This is a genomic window from Campylobacter concisus (assembly GCF_015230035.1).
Taxonomy (GTDB): domain Bacteria; phylum Campylobacterota; class Campylobacteria; order Campylobacterales; family Campylobacteraceae; genus Campylobacter_A; species Campylobacter_A concisus_BK.
This window is the reverse complement of sequence record NZ_JAAKZD010000001.1, coordinates 197,132-217,038: the sequence shown is the minus strand read 5'-3', so window position 1 is coordinate 217,038 and position 19,907 is coordinate 197,132. Positions and strand designations below refer to the sequence as shown.

18 protein-coding genes are annotated in these 19,907 nt (G+C 40.4%); 14 read left to right on the top strand and 4 right to left on the bottom strand.

The features are described 5' to 3' along the window. Nucleotides 1-5: 5 nt before the first annotated feature. The 13 genes from pglE (at nucleotide 6) to G6W41_RS00985 (ending at nucleotide 15,454) form a co-directional block, all read left to right on the top strand. Complete coding sequence (pglE, locus tag G6W41_RS01045) at nucleotides 6-1,097, top strand: UDP-N-acetylbacillosamine transaminase (protein ID WP_107970023.1); 1,092 nt, start codon at nucleotides 6-8, stop codon at nucleotides 1,095-1,097. Beyond that, a complete protein-coding gene (gene pglF, locus G6W41_RS01040) occupies nucleotides 1,098-2,879 on the top strand; it encodes a UDP-N-acetylglucosamine 4,6-dehydratase (configuration-retaining) (RefSeq protein WP_194170332.1) in 1,782 nt (593 codons plus the stop codon). Between the two features lie 2 nt (nucleotides 2,880-2,881). Further along, complete coding sequence (locus G6W41_RS01035) at nucleotides 2,882-3,778, top strand: PDC sensor domain-containing protein (protein ID WP_009294679.1); 897 nt, start codon at nucleotides 2,882-2,884, stop codon at nucleotides 3,776-3,778. Next, nucleotides 3,775-4,386 (top strand): imidazole glycerol phosphate synthase subunit HisH, encoded by a 612-nt coding sequence (gene hisH / locus G6W41_RS01030; protein ID WP_194170331.1) that lies wholly within the window; start codon nucleotides 3,775-3,777, stop codon nucleotides 4,384-4,386. The genes G6W41_RS01035 and hisH overlap by 4 nt, the downstream gene beginning before the upstream one ends. Next, nucleotides 4,386-5,096: a 1-(5-phosphoribosyl)-5-[(5-phosphoribosylamino)methylideneamino]imidazole-4-carboxamide isomerase gene (gene hisA / locus G6W41_RS01025; protein WP_194170330.1), complete on the top strand. Its 711-nt coding sequence runs from the start codon at nucleotides 4,386-4,388 to the stop codon at nucleotides 5,094-5,096. The genes hisH and hisA overlap by 1 nt, the downstream gene beginning before the upstream one ends. Before the next feature lie 63 nt (nucleotides 5,097-5,159). Then, the gene (locus G6W41_RS01020; RefSeq protein ID WP_002939933.1) at nucleotides 5,160-5,525 is read left to right on the top strand and encodes a chemotaxis response regulator CheY; all 366 of its coding nucleotides are present in this window, start codon (nucleotides 5,160-5,162) and stop codon (nucleotides 5,523-5,525) included. Continuing rightward, the gene (locus G6W41_RS01015) at nucleotides 5,525-6,358 is read left to right on the top strand and encodes a 50S ribosomal protein L11 methyltransferase (RefSeq protein ID WP_194170329.1); all 834 of its coding nucleotides are present in this window, start codon (nucleotides 5,525-5,527) and stop codon (nucleotides 6,356-6,358) included. Before G6W41_RS01020 ends, G6W41_RS01015 begins: the two co-directional genes overlap by 1 nt. Next, nucleotides 6,351-8,276, top strand: coding sequence for an ATP-dependent zinc metalloprotease FtsH (ftsH, locus tag G6W41_RS01010; protein WP_103571642.1), 1,926 nt, complete (start codon nucleotides 6,351-6,353; stop codon nucleotides 8,274-8,276). Before G6W41_RS01015 ends, ftsH begins: the two co-directional genes overlap by 8 nt. Before the next feature lie 2 nt (nucleotides 8,277-8,278). Further along, the gene (locus tag G6W41_RS01005; RefSeq protein ID WP_103569396.1) at nucleotides 8,279-8,896 is read left to right on the top strand and encodes a phosphatidylserine decarboxylase; all 618 of its coding nucleotides are present in this window, start codon (nucleotides 8,279-8,281) and stop codon (nucleotides 8,894-8,896) included. A gap of 1 nt (nucleotide 8,897) precedes the next feature. Beyond that, nucleotides 8,898-9,629, top strand: coding sequence for a CDP-diacylglycerol--serine O-phosphatidyltransferase (gene pssA / locus G6W41_RS01000; protein ID WP_009294672.1), 732 nt, complete (start codon nucleotides 8,898-8,900; stop codon nucleotides 9,627-9,629). Nucleotides 9,630-9,769: 140 nt separating this feature from the next. Next, nucleotides 9,770-11,284: a 2-isopropylmalate synthase gene (locus tag G6W41_RS00995; protein WP_194170328.1), complete on the top strand. Its 1,515-nt coding sequence runs from the start codon at nucleotides 9,770-9,772 to the stop codon at nucleotides 11,282-11,284. Between the two features lie 614 nt (nucleotides 11,285-11,898). Further along, nucleotides 11,899-12,615 (top strand): basic amino acid ABC transporter substrate-binding protein, encoded by a 717-nt coding sequence (locus G6W41_RS00990; protein ID WP_012140154.1) that lies wholly within the window; start codon nucleotides 11,899-11,901, stop codon nucleotides 12,613-12,615. A 100-nt stretch (nucleotides 12,616-12,715) separates the two neighbouring features. Beyond that, nucleotides 12,716-15,454, top strand: coding sequence for a M16 family metallopeptidase (locus G6W41_RS00985; protein WP_194170327.1), 2,739 nt, complete (start codon nucleotides 12,716-12,718; stop codon nucleotides 15,452-15,454). A 357-nt stretch (nucleotides 15,455-15,811) separates the two neighbouring features. On the opposite strand, the gene G6W41_RS00980 is transcribed toward G6W41_RS00985, so the two are convergent. From G6W41_RS00980 to G6W41_RS00965, 4 genes are all read right to left on the bottom strand, one after another. After that, nucleotides 15,812-16,219, bottom strand: coding sequence for a hypothetical protein (locus tag G6W41_RS00980; protein ID WP_194170326.1), 408 nt, complete (start codon nucleotides 16,217-16,219; stop codon nucleotides 15,812-15,814). Nucleotides 16,220-16,440: 221 nt separating this feature from the next. Then, a complete protein-coding gene (locus tag G6W41_RS00975; protein WP_194170325.1) occupies nucleotides 16,441-16,683 on the bottom strand; it encodes a hypothetical protein in 243 nt (80 codons plus the stop codon). 51 nt (nucleotides 16,684-16,734) lie between these two features. Beyond that, nucleotides 16,735-16,956: a hypothetical protein gene (locus tag G6W41_RS00970; RefSeq protein WP_002941152.1), complete on the bottom strand. Its 222-nt coding sequence runs from the start codon at nucleotides 16,954-16,956 to the stop codon at nucleotides 16,735-16,737. A gap of 32 nt (nucleotides 16,957-16,988) precedes the next feature. Continuing rightward, nucleotides 16,989-17,282 (bottom strand): putative quinol monooxygenase, encoded by a 294-nt coding sequence (locus tag G6W41_RS00965; RefSeq protein ID WP_012140151.1) that lies wholly within the window; start codon nucleotides 17,280-17,282, stop codon nucleotides 16,989-16,991. Between the two features lie 153 nt (nucleotides 17,283-17,435). Between G6W41_RS00965 and G6W41_RS00960 the strand changes: the two genes are divergently transcribed. After that, nucleotides 17,436-19,889 carry a molybdopterin-dependent oxidoreductase gene (locus G6W41_RS00960; protein WP_194170324.1) on the top strand — a complete coding sequence of 818 codons (2,454 nt, stop codon included), beginning with the start codon at nucleotides 17,436-17,438 and terminating at the stop codon, nucleotides 19,887-19,889. The last annotated feature ends 18 nt before the right edge of the window (nucleotides 19,890-19,907 follow it).

The following is a 19,907-nucleotide window of genomic DNA, read 5'->3' as shown; positions in this document are numbered from 1 at the left end:
TGAAAATGGATAGGGTTTTTTTATCTCCGCCAAATATGAGTGGAAAAGAGCAGGAATATATAAAAAAAGTTTTTGAAAGCAACTACATAGCGCCACTTGGCGAATATGTCAATAAATTTGAAGATAGCATAAAGGCTTACACTGGCGCCAAAGATGCACTTGCACTATGCGCTGGAACTGCGGCACTTCACCTAGCACTTCGCGTCCTTGGCGTAAAAGAGGGCGATTTTGTGCTAGCTTCTAGCTTTACTTTTATGGCTTCAGTCTCGCCGATACTTTATGAAAAGGCAACTCCAGTCTTTATAGATAGCGACGAGAGCTGGAATTTAAGCCCAGAGCTACTTAAAAAAGCGATCTCAAATTTACCTAAAAAGCCAAAAGCGTTAGTCGTCACTCACCTTTACGGACAAGCTTCAAAGATGAAAGAAATTTGCGAAATTTGCCAAAACGAGGGCATCGCTTTGGTTGAAGATGCAGCTGAAGCGCTTGGTGGATTTTACGGCGGCAAGGCACTTGGCACATTTGGCGTGATGGGCGGATATAGCTTTAATGGCAACAAGATCATCACCACTTCAGGTGGCGGCATGCTAGTTGGAGATAGCGAATTTGTTGAAAAAGCTAGATTTTACAGCACGCAAGCAAGAGAGCCTTTGCTTCACTATGAGCATAAAGACTACGGCTACAACTACCGCTTAAGCAACGTCCTAGGCGCTATTGGCGTGGCTCAGATGGAGGTTTTAGAAAAGAGAGTCGAGCAAAAGAGAAAAGTTTTTGAAATTTATGAAAAAGAGCTTGGCGATATTTTAGAATTTATGCCAGAGCTACCAAATTCTCGTGGAAACAGATGGCTCACAACTGGCGTTTTTGCTAAAAAAGATGCGCATTTAAAAGTTATAAAAGCACTAGCTGATGAAAACATCGAGAGCCGCCCACTTTGGAAGCCTATGCACTTGCAGCCTGTCTTTAAAGGTGCGTTAAGCTTTGTCGATGGATATAGTGAAGATCTATTTTCAAGAGGAATTTGCTTGCCAAGTGGCAGTGATATGAGCGAGCAGACACAAGAAAGAGTGATAAAAATAGTCAAGGATAATGCGTAAATGTTTCATGCAACGAAGTTAAAAAGGCTCGTATTTTTCCTTCTTGGTGATGTTTTTATATTTGTTTTTTCGATATATGCGGCATATCTTTTAAGATTTAACGCCGACATCCCAGATATCTACGTGCAAGGGCTTTTTGTAACGGCTGGATTTTTGATCGTATTTAAGCTCTTTTTTATGTGGATGTTCAAAATTTACAAGGTGCCGTGGAGATTTTTTGGCTTAAATGAAGCACGTAAAATTTTCCTAGCTCACGTTTGTGCGGCGATCTTATTTACACCACTTTTTTTTGTATTGCAAGATATTTTTGCAATGTATCCAAGAAGTGTTATTTTGATAGATATGCTTATATCATGCTTGCTTATCGGAATATTGAGAATTTCAAAACGAATGGCGCTTGACTTTTCAAACAGACCTCACAAAGGCGAGCCTTGTATCGTTATAGGCGCGACCTCAAAGGCGCTTCACGTCTTACGTGGCTTAAAGCAGGGCTATCTTGACTACTACGCAGTTGGCGTGGTAGATGGTAGAAGCGATCTTGTTGGCACATATTGTGATGGATTTTTAGTTCAAGATAAAAAAGATATACCAAGCCTTATAAAAGACTACGACGCAAAGACTGCTATCATCGCACTAGCACTTGATCAAGACGAGCTTCAAGCTTTAGTTGATGAGCTAACTGGATATGGCATAAGAGATATGAAACTCTTTTCGCTTATCGAAAATGAGCCGATCAAAGATATCTCGATCGAAGATTTACTTGCTAGAAAGCCAAAAGACCTTAATCCAGAAGCCATTTCAAATTTCTTAAAAGATAAAAAAGTGCTTGTCACTGGAGCTGGCGGTAGTATAGGAAGCGAAATTTGTAAGCAGTGCTTGAAATATGGCGTAAGTGAGCTTATAATGGTTGAACACAGCGAGTTTAACCTTTATAAAATAGGCGAAGATACAAGAGATAAAAGAACTGTTAGCAAGCTTGTAAATATCACAAATTTAAAAGACTTTGAAGAGGTTTTTGAAGAATTTAGACCAGAGATAGTCATCCACGCTGCAGCTTACAAGCACGTGCCACTTTGTGAGCTAAATCCTCGCTCAGCAGTTGAAAACAACATTCTTGGCACAAAAAATGCAGTCGATCTTTCTAAAAAATATGGTGCTAAGAAATTTGTCATGATCTCATCAGACAAGGCTGTGCGCCCAACAAACATAATGGGCACAACTAAGCGTGTTTGCGAGCTTTACGCACTAAATTCAAACGAAGCAGGTGTGTGCGAGATAGTTTGTGTGCGCTTTGGTAACGTCCTTGGCTCAAGTGGCTCAGTCATACCTAAATTTAAAGCACAGATCGCTGCAAATAAGCCTTTAAGCGTCACTCACCCAGAGATCACAAGATACTTTATGCTTACATCTGAAGCGTGCCAGCTAGTCCTTCAAGCAGCCTCTATCGCAAAAGGTGGAGAGCTTTTCGTACTTGATATGGGCGAGCCAGTTAAGATCGTCGATCTTGCTAAAAAGATGCTTCTGCTTTCAAATAAAGAGCATTTAGGTATCGAATTTGTAGGGCTTAGACCAGGCGAGAAGCTTTATGAGGAGCTGCTTATCAACAAAGATGACGTTCAAACTAAGTATGAGTCGATCTTTGTGACACACTCACAGCCTTACGATCTGACCCTTTTAAATTCACAGATAAATGGGCTTTTGCAGCTTGAAGATGACGAGATAGCACCTGCTCTTAAGGTGATCGTGCCAGAATTTAACCATGCATTAAATTTAAAAGGCTAATTTTGGTTATAAAAGATATTAAGAGATTTAGTGACACGAGATACAAGGCAAGGGCGTATATCTGCTATTTGTTTAGTAGAAATTTGCCAAACAGACTGCCTGGAGTGTGCTTAGAAAACATAAAAGCTGGCTTTGATAAGATCAGCCACGAGATAGAAAATTTTGATGCACTATACATTTTGGACGAAAATGGCATACAAATCGAAGACTCTATCAGCCTAAATGAAAAGTATAAAATCCCAAAGGGTGAAAACCGCGCAAATAAAGCCTACTACTACACCGCCGTGCGCGAGAAAAGGTGCGTTTTAAGCGATCCATATCCATCAAGCCTAAATGGAGGTTTGTGTGTCACAGCAAGCGTGCCTATCTATAATGAAAAAAATGAGCTTAAATTTATCGCTTGCATCGATATAAGCCTAGAAAATATCCTAAATATGGTCGATAGCGGCTTTGTCGAGGAGCATTTTGGTAGATTTTTAAAGACAGTTTATGCACTCTTTTGTGCATCGCTTTTTATGATCTGCGCATTTTTATTTTGGCACGGCGTAAAGAGCTTTATCTCAAAGAGCATCGAGCATATAAATGTCGAAGAAATTTTTGAATCAACAATCATTTTAACGCTAGCTCTTGCCATTTTTGACCTTGTTAAGACGATATTTGAAGAAGAAGTTTTAGGCAAAAATCACGAAGAAAATAGCGTTATTTATAAGACGATGGTTAGATTTATCGGCTCTATCATCATCGCACTTGCCATTGAGGCGCTCATGCTAGTCTTTAAATTTGCTATCACTGCACCTGAAAATATCATAAACGCTATCTATCTAATAGGCGGTGTGGCGATGCTGATGGCGGCACTTAGCTTTTATCTCTTTAGCGTAAAAAGACAAGAGAACAGATGATCGCTATTATTGATTATGGTGCTGGAAACATCAAAAGCGTGATAAATGCTTTTAAATTTCTTGGGCATGAGGGTGTTTTGTTAAGTGAGCCCAATAGCCTAAAAGAGCACTCTCATATCGTTTTACCAGGTGTTGGGGCATTTGGCGAGGCGATGAAAAAGCTCAAATGTAACGGCATGGATGAAGCGATAAAAGAGGCTGTAAAAAGCGGAAAAGCCTTTATAGGAATTTGTCTTGGTATGCAGCTTTTGTTTGAAAAAAGCTTTGAATTTGGCGAGCATGAGGGGCTCTCTCTTTTGCCAGGAGAGGTTGTTAAATTTGATGAAACTAAATTTGATAAACCGCTAAAGATCCCACATGTTGGCTGGAATACACTCGAGTTTAAGCAAAATAGCCCTTTAAGATTAGGACTAAAAGAGCTTGAGTATTTATACTTTGTGCATAGCTACCACGTGGTTTGCGATGATAAATTTGCACTTGCAAAGACAACTTATGGATATGAATTTACAAGCGCGGTGCAGCATGAAAATCTCTTTGGTTTTCAGCCTCATCCAGAAAAAAGTCATGAGGTTGGGCTTAAAATTTTAGAAAATTTTGCGAGGTTGTGATGGAAATTTTCCCAGCGATAGATCTAAAAGAGGGGCAAGCAGTTAGGCTTAGTAAAGGGCTCATGCAAAGTGCTAAAATTTATAGCAGTGAGCCAAGTGAGCTTGCTAAGAGGTTTGAAGATTACGGCGCAAAATGGCTGCATGTGGTCGATCTTGACGGAGCATTTGCGGGAGAAGCTATAAATTTTAATACGATCGAAAAGATAGTAAAAGCTACAAATTTAAAGGTGCAAGTTGGTGGCGGCATAAGAGATGAAGAGCGTATAAAGTGCTATTTGGACCTTGGAGTTAGCAGGGTGATCCTTGGATCAGTTGCTCTTCGTGATCCAGATTTTACAGCAAAAATGGCTGAAATTTACAGAGTCGTAGTTGGCATAGACGCAAAAGATGGCTATGTGGCAGTGCAAGGCTGGGGCGAGGTTTCAAACATAAAAGCAGTCGATCTTGCAAAAAAATTTGCAGATGTGGGTGTAGAAGCTGTGATTTGCACCGATATTAACAAAGATGGAATGCTTGGCGGAGTTAATGTTGATTTTAGCTTGCAAATAGCTAGAAGTAGCAAACTTGAAACCATAGCAAGTGGCGGTGTGAGCGATATAAACGACATTTTGGCACTTAAAGAGACAAATGAGATAGCTGGTGTGATCGTTGGTAAAGCTTACTATGAGGGACGACTTGATTTGAAAGATGCTTTCAAACAAGTTGGCTAGCGTTAAAGCTTTTATAAATTTTAATTAGCTAGAATAGGGCAATTTTTACTAAAAGGATATTATGTGAAGATTTTGGTTGTAGATGACAGCTCAACAATGAGAAGGATCATAAAAAATACTTTGCAAAGGTTAGGACATCAAGAAATTCTCGAGGCTGAGCACGGGCTTGAAGCTTGGAATATCTTGACACAAAACGAGGGTATTGAGGTTCTTATTACTGACTGGAACATGCCTGAGATGAATGGTCTTGAGCTTGTTAAAAAGGTAAGAGCTGAGCAAAAATATGTTGATATGCCTATCATAATGGTAACAACAGAGGGCGGAAAAGCCGAGGTTATAACAGCTTTAAAAGCAGGTGTTAATAACTACATCGTTAAACCTTTTACGCCACAAGTTTTAAAAGAGAAGCTTGAAGACGTTCTTGGTTAATGAAAGATAAATTTTACGAATTAAGCATCAAAACATCAAATTTTTATGATGAAATTTTAGAGTTAGTTTTCTCTTTTGGGGTCACCTGTGTAGAAGAGCTAGACCATGAGATCATCATCAGGGAAGAGTATGATCTAAAAGATATAGCTTGGGGTGTCGAAGAGTATGCAAAAGGGCTCTCTAGTGTTTGTAAAATTTCAAATGATTTAAAAATTTCTCTTAATTTAAAAGAAAATAAAGACTGGCTAGGCGAATATAAAAAGGCAGTTAAGCCTATTTTGGTTGATAAAATTTATATTAGACCTAGCTGGGAAGAGCCACTTAGTGGCGTAACAAATATCATAATCGACCCAGCTCTAGCCTTTGGCTCAGGGCACCATGAAAGCACAAATTCTTGCTTGCAACTTTTACAAAAATATGCAAAAAGTGGCGACACTGCTTTAGATGTGGGATGTGGAAGCGGGATATTAAGCATAGCTTTAGCAAAGCTTGGCTGCAAGGTCGATGCCTGCGATACGGATGAACAGGCCACGCAAAGCTCGCTTAGCAATGCCGAGTTAAACGAGGTTAAATTTAATAAAATTTGGACAGGTTCTATTGCAAATTTAGAGCAAAAATATGACATCGTCGTAGCAAATATCATTGCTGATGTCATATTTATGCTCTCAAATGACTTGAAAAAATCGCTTAAAAAGGGCGGCTATTTAGTATTGTCAGGAATTTTGAATAAATACGAAGATAGGATTAAAGATACATTTAAGGATTTGGAGCTAGTTGAGATAAAACAGGCTAATGATTGGGTTAGCTTTGTTTATAAGGAAATGGATGAATAATCAAAATAATAACCAAAATAATGGCGATAATAACGGGTTTTTTAACAAAAATCCCATCTTTATCTTTGCTATTTTTGCGATAGTTATAGTTCTAGCTTTTAGAAGCTTTAGCGGCGACGGACTAGGCGGTACTTTTGGGCTTGGTAGCAACGCTCAAAGCAAGATGATAGCTTATTCTGAATTTAAGGATATGCTTAAAAATAAGCAACTAAATGAGGTTGCGATATCTGAAACTACGATAAAAGGCGTTGGTGGTGACAAGACTATCTACCTTGCAAAGCGCATAAATGATCCAACGCTCATTGGCATACTTGAGCAAAACGGTATAACTTACAGCGTTTATAGCGAAAATAACTGGTTTGGAGATCTTATATTTTCATGGATCATACCGGTGTTTATATTTTTTGCTATTTGGATGTTTATCGCTAGTCGTATGCAAAAAAATATCGGCGGTGGCATACTAGGCATAGGAAGTGCAAAAAAGCTTATAAATTCTGAAAAACCAAAAGTTAAATTTGACGATGTTGCAGGCGTTGAAGAGGCAAAAGAAGAGGTTCAAGAGATAGTTGATTATCTAAAGAGCCCAGATAAATACCTAAGACTTGGAGCTAAAATCCCAAAAGGTATTTTGCTTGTTGGCCCTCCAGGTACTGGTAAAACGCTTCTTGCAAGAGCAGTTGCAGGTGAGGCTAGTGTGCCATTTTTTTCTATGTCGGCATCAAGCTTTATAGAGATGTTTGTTGGCGTTGGTGCAAGTAGGGTTAGAGACCTTTTTGAAAATGCAAAAAAAGAGGCTCCAGCGATTGTATTTATAGATGAGATCGATGCGATCGGTAAGAGCAGAAATTCTGGTCCGATGGGTGGCAATGACGAGAGAGAGCAAACGCTAAATCAGCTTCTTTCTGAGATGGACGGCTTTGATGCGGACAAGTCGCCAGTCATCGTCATAGCGGCTACAAATAGACCTGAAGTTTTGGATGCTGCACTTTTAAGACCGGGTAGATTTGACAGGCAAGTGCTTGTTGATAAGCCTGATTTTAAAGGACGTTGTGACATCTTAAAAGTCCATATGAAAGATGTGAAAATCGGCAAAGATGTGAATATCGAGGATATCGCAAGGCTTACCACTGGTTTGGCAGGTGCTGATCTTGAAAATATCATAAATGAGGCCGCACTTCTTGCAGGACGTAAGTCAAAGACTTTTGTTGAGCAGGCTGATCTAGTGGAGGCTGTCGAGAGATCGATAGCTGGCCTTGAGAAAAAATCACGCCGCGTAAATCCAAAAGAGAAAAAGATAGTCACTTACCATGAAAGCGGCCATGCCTTGATAGCTGAGCTAACAAAAGGTGCAAAAAGAGTGACAAAGGTCTCAGTCGTGCCACGCGGTCTTGCGGCGCTTGGCTATACGTTAAATACGCCTGAAGAGAATAAATTTATGATGCAAAAGCATGAACTGCTTGCAGAAGTGGATGTGCTTTTGGCTGGTAGGGCTGCTGAAGAGGTCTTTATAAAAGAGATATCAACTGGAGCTAGCAACGACCTAGAGCGTGCAACTGATATCATAAAAGCTATGGTTAGTATGTATGGTATGAGTGATGTTGCCGGTCTTATGGTGCTTGAAAAGCAACGCGCAACATTTTTAAATGGCGGACAAAGCATAAAAGACTATAGTGACAAGATGGCTGAAAAAGTCGATGAGTTTGTAAAAACACTTCTTCATGAGAGATATACAGCTGTGCTTGGCTTGCTTGAAATTTATAAAGGTGCCATTGAAAACATGGTTTCAGCGCTTTACGAAGAAGAGACTATCGAGGGAAAACGAGTTAGAGAGATCATCAAAAACTACGAAGAAGAAAATGGTCTTGAAAGCAGGCTTGTGGAGCTTGAAGAAGAGGAAAAAGGCAAAAAAGAGGAATAAAAATGAGTGGCTACATCGCAAAAGCAGGGTATAAATTTATATTATTCTTTTTGATTTTATTTGCTATATCTGTGTTATTTGGGTTTGCGCCACTATTTTTTATAGCGCTGCTTCTTTTGACTCTTTATTTTTTTAGAGACCCTGAAAGAGAGCCTTTTACTGATGATAAACTAGCCTTACTTTCGCCCATAGATGGTAAGATAAAAGAGATCAGCGTTTCAAATTTTGATGATAAAGAGGTAGCTAAGATAGTTATCTCAAAGCCATTTTTTGGCGTAGGTACGCTAAGAGCTATAAGCGATGCTAACGTCACTGAAGTTAAAAGAAGGCATGGGCTCTTTTTATGTCAGGCTATGAAAATTTCAGAGATGCTAAACGAAAGAGCGATAATTCGTTTTGAAAAAGGAAATATCAAATTTGCTATGAAAATCATAGCTGGAGTTTTTAGTAGAAGTTTAGAAATTTATAACATTACCAGTCTAAAAGCCTCTAGAAAATTTGGCTTTTTAGGAAGCGGCGAAGTGATTTTATACTTGCCAAGAGATACTAAAATTTGCGTAAGCGTTGGCGAGAGCGTTAAAGCTGCTTCACTTCTTGGATACTTTGAAGAGGAAAAATAAAATGAATAGCATACAAAAAATGCAGTTAATGTATATCTTGCCAAATTTATTTACCGCTGCAAGCGCTTTTTTGGGCGTTATAAGCATTATTTCATCTATTCAGGGGAACTATTTTAAAGCTATTATTTACATCATTCTTTCACTGATTTTAGACGGACTTGATGGACGCGTAGCAAGACTTACAAAGACTACAAGTAAATTTGGCGTGGAGTTTGATAGCCTTGCGGACCTTGTAGCATTTGGTGTGGCTCCAGCGATTTTATTTTATCTAACAGTTGGTGCAAAATTTGGCAGATTTGGCGCACTTATAGCAGCTATGTTTGTAGTCTTTGGAGCCATTAGGCTAGCTCGTTTTAATGTCACTACTGGCACATACGAACCAAATGTTTTTATCGGACTTCCTATACCATCAGCAGCCATAATCGGAGTGCTTTGGGTTGGTGTTTATCTAAAGCATGAATTTTTATATGGTTTTGAGTGGTGCTTGATATTGCTTGAAGCAGTTTTAGCTATCTTGATGGTTAGCAACATCCGCTACCCAAGCTTTAAAAAGATGAATTTAAAACAAACTCATGTTATGCGAATTTTAGTAGCACTTGTAGTTGTATTTTCTATGCTTTATCTATATCCTTACGAGAGTGCGACCTTTTTTATGAGCGTTTATATGCTTTATGGTATTATTAGAGCGGCGATAATGTTTAGCAAAAATCACAAAAAAAAGGAGAGCGAATGAGCGAAAACGGCATAATAAAATCGCGTAAATTTTTACCAAAAATCGAAATCAAAAACTCTCTACTGCTGCTACTTAGGTAGCAAATTCTTCTTTACTTAACTCATTAAATTTAAATATAAAAAATCATAAAAGGACAAAAAATGGATAAAAATAAAATTATAATCTTTGATACGACTTTAAGAGATGGCGAGCAAAGCCCAGGAGCTTCTATGAACACAGCTGAAAAGCTTCAGATCGCACTTCAGCTTGAAAGGCTTGGTGTAGATGTGATGGAGGCTGGATTTGCAGCGGCTAGCCCAGGTGACTTTGACGCAGTAAATCAGATCGCAAAGCAAGCTTCAAACATCACTGTCTGCTCGCTTGCACGTGCGGTTGAGCGTGATATCAAGGCAGCTGGCGAGGCACTAGCTCCAGCAAAAAATAAAAGAATTCACACCTTCATAGCAACAAGTCCGATCCACATGCAGTACAAGCTAAAAATGAGCCCAGACGAGGTGATCAGGCGTGCAGTTGAGGCAGTGCAATACTCAAAAACGTTTTGTGATGACGTAGAGTTTAGCTGCGAGGATGCTTGCAGAAGTGAGATGAACTTTTTAAAAGAAATTTGCGACGCAGCGATAAATGCAGGAGCAAAAACGATAAACATCCCTGATACGGTTGGCTACTTGTATCCAGAGGAGATCACAGCTCGCATTAGCGAAATAGTAAAATTTATAGGCGATAGAGCGGTAGTTTCGGTGCATAATCACAACGATCTTGGCATGGCAACAGCAAATTCACTAGCTGCTATAAAAGCTGGTGCAAGGCAGGTTGAAGGCACGATAAATGGCATCGGCGAGCGCGCTGGAAACGCTGCACTTGAAGAGATCGTGATGGCTATAAAAACTCGTCAGGACGTCTTTGCGCCGCTTTACACAGGCATCATCTCAAAAGAAATTTATCCAACTTCAAGGCTGATCGCTAGCATCACAGGCATCGAGCCACAACCAAACAAAGCAATCGTTGGTAAAAACGCCTTCGCGCACGAGAGTGGCATCCACCAAGACGGCGTACTAAAGCACAAAGAGACTTATGAGATCATCAGTGCTGAGAGCATCGGTTTAGAGAAAAACTCGCTCGTTCTTGGCAAGCACAGTGGCCGTCATGCGTTTAAAGATAAGCTTGCTAGTCTTGGATTTGACCTTGATAGCGATGCGCTTAATAAGGCGTTTGAGAAATTTAAAGAGTTGGCAGATAAGAAAAAAGAGATATTTGACGATGATATCAGGGCGCTTGTGGCAGAGGAGATCACCAAGATCCCGCAAGCTTACGAGATCACAGGGCTTCTTCAAAGTAGCGGTGGCAGCTTAGCAAGCGCCTCTATGAGCATCAGGCACAACGACGAGATCGTTAGCGACTCAGCCCTTGGCAATGGCACAGCAGATGCGATATTTAAGGTAGTTGATCGCATCAGCGGCATTAACGGCACGCTAAAAGACTACAAGGTCACAGCTGTTTCTCAGGGCAAAGATGCTCTTGCAAAAGTCGATGTAAAGGTTGAGTTTGAGGGCAAGACAGCTGTAATGGGCCACGGACTTGATATCGATACGATGATGGCAAGCGCTAAGGCCTATGTCGGCGCACTAAATAGCTACCTTCGCATTCATAAAAACTAAAATTTTAGCTGGCTGCTAAATTTGCAGCTGGCTAATTTAAATTTAGTTACTCTTTAGACAAAGACCTAAATTTACTGCGTTTTTTAAATTTTAAAATCTCATTCTCTCGCAAGAATTGAATATTAAAATTTGGCTTCGCTAAACGCTTAGCTCAAATTTTAGAGCCGAAATTACTCGTTCATGAAATTTTAAAATTTGTCATAGTTCTTAATCGCATGCAGTGCGCCAGCACCATTGCATGCCACTTCTAACGTGCGAGGGGATTGTGGGATCTAAAGGGAGATAAGGGGACGGCTTCGTAATTCAAGTCCCCTTGTCTCCCTTTTAAATAAAAAGAAATTTACAAATTTAATCAAGCTGTCTTTGCAAATTTTAAACTTTCACTCACTCGCAAGAATTGACTACTAAAATTTGGCTTCGCTTATAGCTTAGCTCAAATTTTAGAGCCTAAATTACTCGTTCATGAAATTTTGAAATTTGATTAAAATCTTTCTAGTGCACTTGCCTATACACTTTACAAGCTTGTCTAAATTTCTGTCATTGCGCTAAATTTAAACAAATTTTAATAGATAAATGCCGATAATTAGGGCTTTAAATCTCTTTAAAGGATAGACATGAAAAAGATATTTGCTCTTTTACTGACAGCTTTTGTTGCTCTTTGTGCAAACGAGCTAAAATTTGGTACAGCGGCAAACTACCCGCCATTTGAATACATCGATGAAAACAACAAAATAACAGGCTTTGACATCGATCTGATAGATGAAATTTCAAAGCGTGCTGGCTTTTCATACAAGATCATAAATATGAGCTTTGATGGCCTCATCCCAGCGCTTAAAGCCGGCAAGATAAATGGCATCATAAGTGCGATGAGCGCGACTCCTGATAGACTAAAGTCGATTGATTTCACAAAGCCATACTATCTAACTGAAAACATCTACCTAAAGAAAAAAGGCAACGACGCTTTAAAAGCTAAAGAGGAGCTAGCTGGTAAAAAAGTAGGTGTGCAACAAGGCACCATCCAAGAGCTAGCTGCAAATGCGATAAATGGCGCAAAAGTAGTGCCTTCAGAAGATACTGTGCCACTCATCATGGGGCTAAAAGTTGGCAAATTTGACGCAGTCATCCTTGATAGCTCGATCGGCTATGGCTTTATCAAGAAAAACCCTGAAGTAGAGGCATTTTTCAAAGAGGTTGATGGTAGCGAGGGCTTTTCAATCGCTTTTGACAAAAATAAGCAGAGCGAGCTTATCGCTAAGATAAATCAAATTTTAGATGAGATGAAAAAAGACGGCAGCTACGACGCACTGCTTAAAAAATACGAACTAAAATAACACCTCCCAACTAGCCTGCAAATTTAGCAGGCTAGCTTTATCTTGCATTTTAAAATTTATACTAAAATCCGCTTTTAGATAGAAATTTAAAGGACGGATTATGAGAAAAATTCTGCTACTTTTGTGCCTAGCGCTTAGTCTCTTTGCCTTGCAAAATGACAAAGATATGCTAAGCGGCAAGCTAAAAAACGGGCTTAAATACTATATAAAAGAGAATAAACTCCCGCAAAATACAGCCATATTTTACCTAGTCGTAAACTCAGGCTCGACTGATGAGAGAGACGGAGAGCAGGGGCTTGCGCACTTTTTGGAGCACATGGCGTTTAATGGTAGCCGTGACTTTAGCAAAAATGAGCTCATTAAACAGCTTGAGAGCCTTGGGGTTAAATTTGGCGCTGATCTAAACGCGCAAACAAGCTACGATCAGACGAGCTACACGCTAAGCATAAATGTAAATGAGAAAAATTTAAAGGACGTTTTCAAGGTCTTTTCAAACTGGATCGATGGCGTAAAGATCGACGCAAGCGAGCTTGATAAGGAGCGAGGTGTCATAATGGAGGAGGAGCGCCAGCGAAACACGCCAGCATATAGGCTCTATCTTGCCCAAAGTAAGGACATCTTTGCTGGCAGCATCTATCAAAAAAGAGTGCCCATAGGCGACATGAACGTGATAAAAAGCGTAGATGCTAAGCACATGCAAGAGTTTTACGAGAGGCTTTATCAGCCAAGGTTTATGAGCTTTGTGGCAGTTGGCGACTTTGATAAAAATGAGATAAAAGCTCTGATAGAAAAAAACTTTAGCGCAGCAAAAAATAGCAACTCATACGTTCATCCAAACAAAAGCATCGCTTTTAAAGATGGGCTAAATGTCTTTAACTACGACGCAAACGAGACGGCAGCTCAGTTTGTAAGACTTAGCTTTTTTGATAAATTTAAGCCAGTCTTGGATGAGGCTGATGTGAAGCGAAATTTAAAAGATGCGCTAATAGCTAGCCTTATAAATATGCTTTATGAGCAAAAAAATGCAAATAATTCATCAAATTTAAGTGTTGATTTTATGGCGCAAACGCTTCAAGCAAAGCAAAAAATTTATAGCTTTGAGGAAAATGTGATCGGAGATGATTTTAACGCTAGCCTTAAAGATATGTTAAGTGTTTTAAAGGGCATTGAGAAATTTGGCTTTAACAAAGGCGATTTTAGCGATGTGAAAAAGGCGTTTGTGGCAAACGTAGAGGCTAAATTTAAACGCTCAAAAACTAAAAAATCAAGCGTTTATGCAAGTGAAATTTTAAATATGATCGAAAATGGAGGCTTTGTGCTAAGCGATGAAGATAGCAAAAACCTTAGCCTAAAGCTCTTAAACGAGACCACGCTAGAGGATGTTAATGCGAGATTTAGGCAAATTTTAGCCATACCTGATGAGCGCGTGAGGGTCTTTAGCAAAGATGGTTTTAAACTTAGCAAAGATGCCTTTTTGAAGCTAAAAGATGAGGCAAAACCTTACGATACAAATTTGGCTAGCCAGAGCCTAAATAAGAGCCTTGGCAATGAAAATTTAGAGCCAAAAGATATCCTTTCTAGCAAATTTGACCAAAAGCATGGCATCTATACTTATAAGCTGCCAAATGGCTCGCAAGTCATCTTTAAGCCACTAGCCACCAAAAAAGATAGCATCTTGTTTGCGGCCATTAGCAAGGGTGGCACTTCAGATCTTGCTGATCCTAAGCTTGGCGGCTTTGCGGTTGCGCTTACAAATGAAAGTGGCGTTGGCAAATTTAACAACTACGAGCTTTCAAAGGTGCTAAACGACAAGATAGTAAGCTACGAAAAGAGCATAGAGGCGCTTACACAGGGCATTTACGGCTCTTCAAGCAGTGGCGATCTTGGCTCGTTGCTAGCTGTTATAAATTTAGAGTTTAGCTCGCCAAGAGCCGATGCAAACGTGCTTGAGAGGATAAAGCAAAGAGCAAAAGATGAGCTAGCTAAAGAGCAAAATTTACCTGAATATAAATTTAGCACCGAATTTAGCAAGTTTTTTTACGAAAACAACAAGCGTGTAGCGCCCATTGAGATGGCGCAGATCGACGCGCTAAAGCTAAATGAGCTAAAAGAGATTATCAAAGATAAATTTACAAACGCAGCCTCATACACCTTCGTAATCATCGGCGACACCGACGAGGAGAGGCTTTTGCCACTTGTTAAAAAGTATATCGCCACGCTGCCTAAGCTTGGCGAGGCTGAAAATTTTAAAGATGACGGCGTGCGAAGCATCAAAGGGCAGCACACCTTTAAAAGAGAGTATCAAAGCACAAAAAGAAGCGATGTGAGCGTGGATATAATAAATTTAGATACAAAATACAGCTTCAAAGAGGTGGTCAAGCTAAGAGCGCTAAGCTCGGTCCTAAAAACGGCGCTTCGTGAAAAGATCAGAGAAGACAAAGGTCAAACATACGGCTTTAGCCTAAACGCTAGGCTCGCTCGCTATCCGTATGAGCACTCAAAGGCGGTGATCGGCTTTACTTGCGACCCTGCAAACACGGACAAGATCATCGCCGAGATAAAGGAGATAATGGCTAGTATCAAGCGTGATGGCGCACTTTTGCCAAAACATTTGGAGGATTTTAAGGCGCAGAGTGAAATTTCTATAAGAAAAGACTACGAAAAGCCTGAGTTTTGGCAAAATCTCATCATCTCAAATAAAATTTTTAACACGCCACTTTACACGGCTGATGAGTATATAGATGCGGTCAAAGCGCTCACAAATGACGATATCAAAGAGGCTGCTAGGCTATATCTTGATGAGAAAAATATGGTGATAAGTATAAATAATCCGAAGTAGAAATTTTTTGAGGGCTAGGCTGGCTCTTTAAATTCAGTCTGAGCTAAAATCTAGAGAGCTAAGCTGGCTTCAAGAAATTTAAATCTAAATAGAAATTTGATCGGTTAAGCAGGCGTTTTAAATTTAAGCCCTAATATAAATTTATGGAGCAAAGCTTGCTCTTTAAAATTTAAGATTAAGCAGAAATTTGAGAAGTCAAGCTAGCTCTTCAAATTTAAACTTGAGTAGAAAATTTGGAGCTAAACTAACTCTTTAATTCAAATTTAAATAGAAATTTAGAGAACTAAGCCAGCTTCAAAAATTTAAGCAAAATAAATTTAGTGTGCCAAGTCAGCCCCATAAATTTAAAACCTAAAGCTAAGCCAGCACATCCTTTGGCTTTAGCTTGTTTAGCTTTTGCACTAGATCATCAAAGCTTGCGCCATTTTCGACCTCGCGCCTGATAAATTCCTCAAAAAACTCACGTTTTATATCCTTGTCCGTGTAGGTCACGCTCTTTTTGATAACTTGCATAGGCTTAAATTTCTCTTCTTCTATCTCTTCACCGCCATCTTCTCTAACTGGCGTAAGAGCGATATTTTGCAGCACATCAGCGATATTTTCGCCCTTTTCATAGCTTGTTTTTAGAAATTTCAAAAACTCATCTTTGCTATTTTTATCAGCGTAGCTTACACGATGCGGCATCGCTTGACCTAGGACTTCTATGCGTTTTTTAGCCGATGTTTGCTCGTAGTGTAAAGCCCCGTCTTTAAAAGAAATTTTCACATTTGCATGCTCGCCAAGTATCCTTTCGGCGGTAAATTCCAGCCATTTGTCTTTAAATTTATCGACGCTTAGATCAGAGTCTAGTAAATTTGTAGCCTCACGGTTTAGATAAAGTATGCCATTGGCGTGGTTGATTAGAAGTTTCAGGTTGTCGGTGGCAATAGCATATATATTGTAAGTTTTGTTAAACTCATCTACGCTAAAGCCGTTTTTCTCGCTGGTTAGAATGGAGCTTGCTCGCCAAAGCTTCGTGCTATCAACGAAATTTTTAAGGCTAGCAACTTCATCTTGCCCCAGATAGAAATTTTATCATTTGACGAGTAGCCAGAAAGTGATAGATGCTTGAAGTCTAGGGCATTGGGAGAAATTTTTACTTTGCCTAAATTTGCGATAGTCGTTGGCTGCTTATTAAAAGCGTCTTGATAGTTAAAGCTTTGATTAAGTCCATTTAGTGCGTTTATCATGTCAAATCCTTTAACACTATATCGGCAAATAAATTTAAATTTTAAGTTGGATTATTTTTTATTGCGGTATTTTTCAAAAATGGCGATCATCTGGTGCGAGTCTTGCGCGACTTTGAGCTTGTTTGGGTTTTTGCTAAGCAGCTCTTCTCTTAAAGCATCGATGAACTCCTTGTCCTTTTTGCAGGCTTCAAGGCTCACACGTCCTCTAAGTATAGCCATAAACATAATATCGGCAGTCGCGTTTATCATCTCAAGCATCTTTTCTTCGCTCATTTTTTTAAATTTTGCCCTTTTTTAAGCAAATATTATTCCTTTACGCTTACAAAATTTATTATTTTTACCTCTTGGCTCTCTTTGCAAGCCTCCAGCGCAGCCGCATTTTTCACCATATGAGCGCTCTTCATATGCTCTTTTTGGCTCTCTAAATTTTCCCAGCTCTCCATAAAGCAGTATTCGCTTTTAGTGCCTGCAACTACGCCACACTCGTAGCTTATGCAGCCTTTATCTTTTCTTGAAGCTGGCACGATCTCTTTTAAAATCTCTTCAAATTTCGCCTCGCATCCAGCTTTTAACTTTACATTTACATAAAATCCTACCATTTGTCTATCCTTTAATATTTTTTGGCTAAAATAACGCAATTTAGACGCAAGTTTGCGTATCACATTACAAGGCCTTTTCATGACAAGATGATACAAAATACTAAATTTATAACTCATAAAACCAAACAAATTTAACCAAATATCGGAGAAAAAATGAAAAGACGAGACTTTTTGAGACTTGGCGCCTTAAGCGCAGCAAGCCTTCAAGCAAAGGAGCTTGACGGAGCAGCTCAGGCGCTCTTTGACAAGCAAAGTGGCCTAAGTGCGAACAAATTTGGCCCATTTTATGTAAAAACTATCGCAGGGCGCGTGGTTGAGACTGAGCCATTTGAGGGCGATGCGTGCCCAAATGAGCTAAACAACGCACTTCTTGATCATATCCAAAACGAAAGCCGTGTAAAATATCCATTTGTTAGAAAGAGCTTTTTGGCTGACCCAAACAACCCAAAGCCAGAGCTTCGTGGCAAAGAGGAGTTTGTGCGCGTGAGCTGGGATGAGGCGATAAAGCTAAGTGCGAAAATTTTAAAAGAAAATTTTGATAAATACGGCGCTGAAGCGATCTACGGACAGGTTTATCAGTGGGGTAGCCTTGGTAAAGTCGGTCACAGCCAAAAGACCGCAAAGAGGCTACTTAACGTGCTTGGCGGATATGTAAATGAGCTTGGTGGCTACTCTTACGGCGCAGCGACTGTCATCTTGCCTCACATCACTGGCTTTATCGACCCAACACTAGCGCCAACAAAGTGGGAGGCTATCTTAAAAAATGCCAAAACGATCGTATTTTGGGGCACAAACCCAGTCGTTTCAAACAAGATCGCCATTGGCGTGCCGCTTCACAACTCATATAAATACTACGATGAGATCAGAAAAAAAGGCGAGAGCGGCGAGATGAAAATTTATAGCGTCGATGTTTATCACAACGAAAGCGCAAGATATTTTGGTGCAAAGCACCTTGAAGTCGTGCCTTGCACCGATACGGCGATGATGATAGGTATGTGCAACTACCTTTTTGAAAAGGGGCTTTACAGCAAAGAATTTATAGAAAAATACACCGTTGGCTTTGATAAATTTAAAGAGTATATGCTTGGCACAAAAGACGGGGTCAATAAAAACCTAGCTTGGGCAAGCAAAATTTGTGGCGTGAGTGAGCAAGAGTTGGCTAAATTTAGCGAGGATCTAGCTAAAAACGACTCAGTCATAGTTAGCGGCTACGCCATCCAAAGGCAAGATCACGGCGAGATGGCGTATTGGGCGCTAGTGACGCTAAATGCGATGCTTGGACACATCGGCAAAGAGGGTTGTGGCTTTGTCACAAATGACGGCATGCATAAAAACGCCGATGAAAGCTTCATAGCACCTAAACTAGCGGCTTTTGAGACGAAGGTGCCACAAAAATTCATTGATAGCGGTCTTGTGCCAAAGACTAAGGGCTACGAGCTGCCAAACTCAAGGCTTATAGACGCGCTTTTAAGCCCTGGCAAAGAGATAACTAGAAATGGCAAGAGCTACAAGCTACCAAAGATCAGAGTGATGTTTAACGCCAACGGCTCGACATTTACAAGGCATCCAGAGACCAACAGGGCGATAAAAGCTATGCAAAAAGTGCAAGCGATCATCACTTGCGAGCCATTTTGGACGAGCACGGCTAAATTTAGCGACATCGTCCTGCCAGCTGCGCTTGAGTGCGAGCGAACGGACATCGAGATGGCAAACTCAACTAACGAGTATCTCTTTGCTATTAAGCCGCTTGTTAAGCCATTTGGCGAGAGCAAAAGCGACTTCGAGATCGCAAGGCTCATCGCAAAAGAGTGGGGCAGGGAAGAGGCATTTAGCGAGGGCAAAAGCGAGCTAGAGTGGGTCAAAGAAATTTACGAAGATGCCGTTAAAAAGGCTGCTGGGCTTGGGTATGAGAGCATGCCAAGCTTTGATGAGTTTTGGCAGAAGGGTTATTTTAGATTTGACAAGGTCGATGAGAAAAAACGCTACTTTACAAACTACAAGAAATTTCGCGACGACCCAGTGGCAAATCCGCTAAAAACGCCATCTGGCAAGATAGAAATTTACTCTGAAACGGTCGCTGGCTTTGGCTATGATGACTGCCCACCGCATGCGACATGGCTTGAACCCTTTGAGTGGCTGGGCGCAAAAAATAAAAAATACCCTATCGCCATCAGCGGCGCGCACTCTAAATTTAGACTTCACTCACAGCTAAACAACTCTGTGCTTCGCCATTTTAACGAGATCGCAGAGCGCGAGCCAGTGCTCATAAACCCAAAAACAGCCGAGGCTAGAGGGATAAAAATGGGCGACGTGGTGAAAATTTACAACGACAGGGGCGAAATTTTGTGCGGTGCGTTTGTCACCGAGGATGTGCCACAAAACGTCGTCATCGTGAGCGAGGGCGCTTGGTACGACCCAGATGTGCCAGGCGAGAAGAGCCTTTGCTTGCACGGAAATTTAAACGTGCTCACAAAAGACGTGCCATCAAGCAAGATGAGCCAGAGCAACACCGCCCACACAAGCCTTGTCGAGGTCGAGAAATTTAAGGGCACGCCAAAGCGTGTCAGGGCGTTTGACGCACCAAAGATCGGCGCAAGAAAGGCCTAAAAGTAACACTTTGAAAAT

Coding starts and splice junctions, on each gene's coding strand:
- pglE (WP_107970023.1), top strand. CDS start 6: ATGGATAGGGTTTTTTTATCTCCGCCAAATATGAGTGGAAAAGAGCAG.
- pglF (WP_194170332.1), top strand. CDS start 1,098: ATGTTTCATGCAACGAAGTTAAAAAGGCTCGTATTTTTCCTTCTTGGT.
- hisH (WP_194170331.1), top strand. CDS start 3,775: ATGATCGCTATTATTGATTATGGTGCTGGAAACATCAAAAGCGTGATA.
- hisA (WP_194170330.1), top strand. CDS start 4,386: ATGGAAATTTTCCCAGCGATAGATCTAAAAGAGGGGCAAGCAGTTAGG.
- G6W41_RS01015 (WP_194170329.1), top strand. CDS start 5,525: ATGAAAGATAAATTTTACGAATTAAGCATCAAAACATCAAATTTTTAT.
- ftsH (WP_103571642.1), top strand. CDS start 6,351: ATGAATAATCAAAATAATAACCAAAATAATGGCGATAATAACGGGTTT.
- G6W41_RS01005 (WP_103569396.1), top strand. CDS start 8,279: ATGAGTGGCTACATCGCAAAAGCAGGGTATAAATTTATATTATTCTTT.
- pssA (WP_009294672.1), top strand. CDS start 8,898: ATGAATAGCATACAAAAAATGCAGTTAATGTATATCTTGCCAAATTTA.
- G6W41_RS00995 (WP_194170328.1), top strand. CDS start 9,770: ATGGATAAAAATAAAATTATAATCTTTGATACGACTTTAAGAGATGGC.
- G6W41_RS00990 (WP_012140154.1), top strand. CDS start 11,899: ATGAAAAAGATATTTGCTCTTTTACTGACAGCTTTTGTTGCTCTTTGT.
- G6W41_RS00985 (WP_194170327.1), top strand. CDS start 12,716: ATGAGAAAAATTCTGCTACTTTTGTGCCTAGCGCTTAGTCTCTTTGCC.
- G6W41_RS00975 (WP_194170325.1), bottom strand. CDS start 16,683: ATGATAAACGCACTAAATGGACTTAATCAAAGCTTTAACTATCAAGAC.
- G6W41_RS00970 (WP_002941152.1), bottom strand. CDS start 16,956: ATGAGCGAAGAAAAGATGCTTGAGATGATAAACGCGACTGCCGATATT.
- G6W41_RS00965 (WP_012140151.1), bottom strand. CDS start 17,282: ATGGTAGGATTTTATGTAAATGTAAAGTTAAAAGCTGGATGCGAGGCG.
- G6W41_RS00960 (WP_194170324.1), top strand. CDS start 17,436: ATGAAAAGACGAGACTTTTTGAGACTTGGCGCCTTAAGCGCAGCAAGC.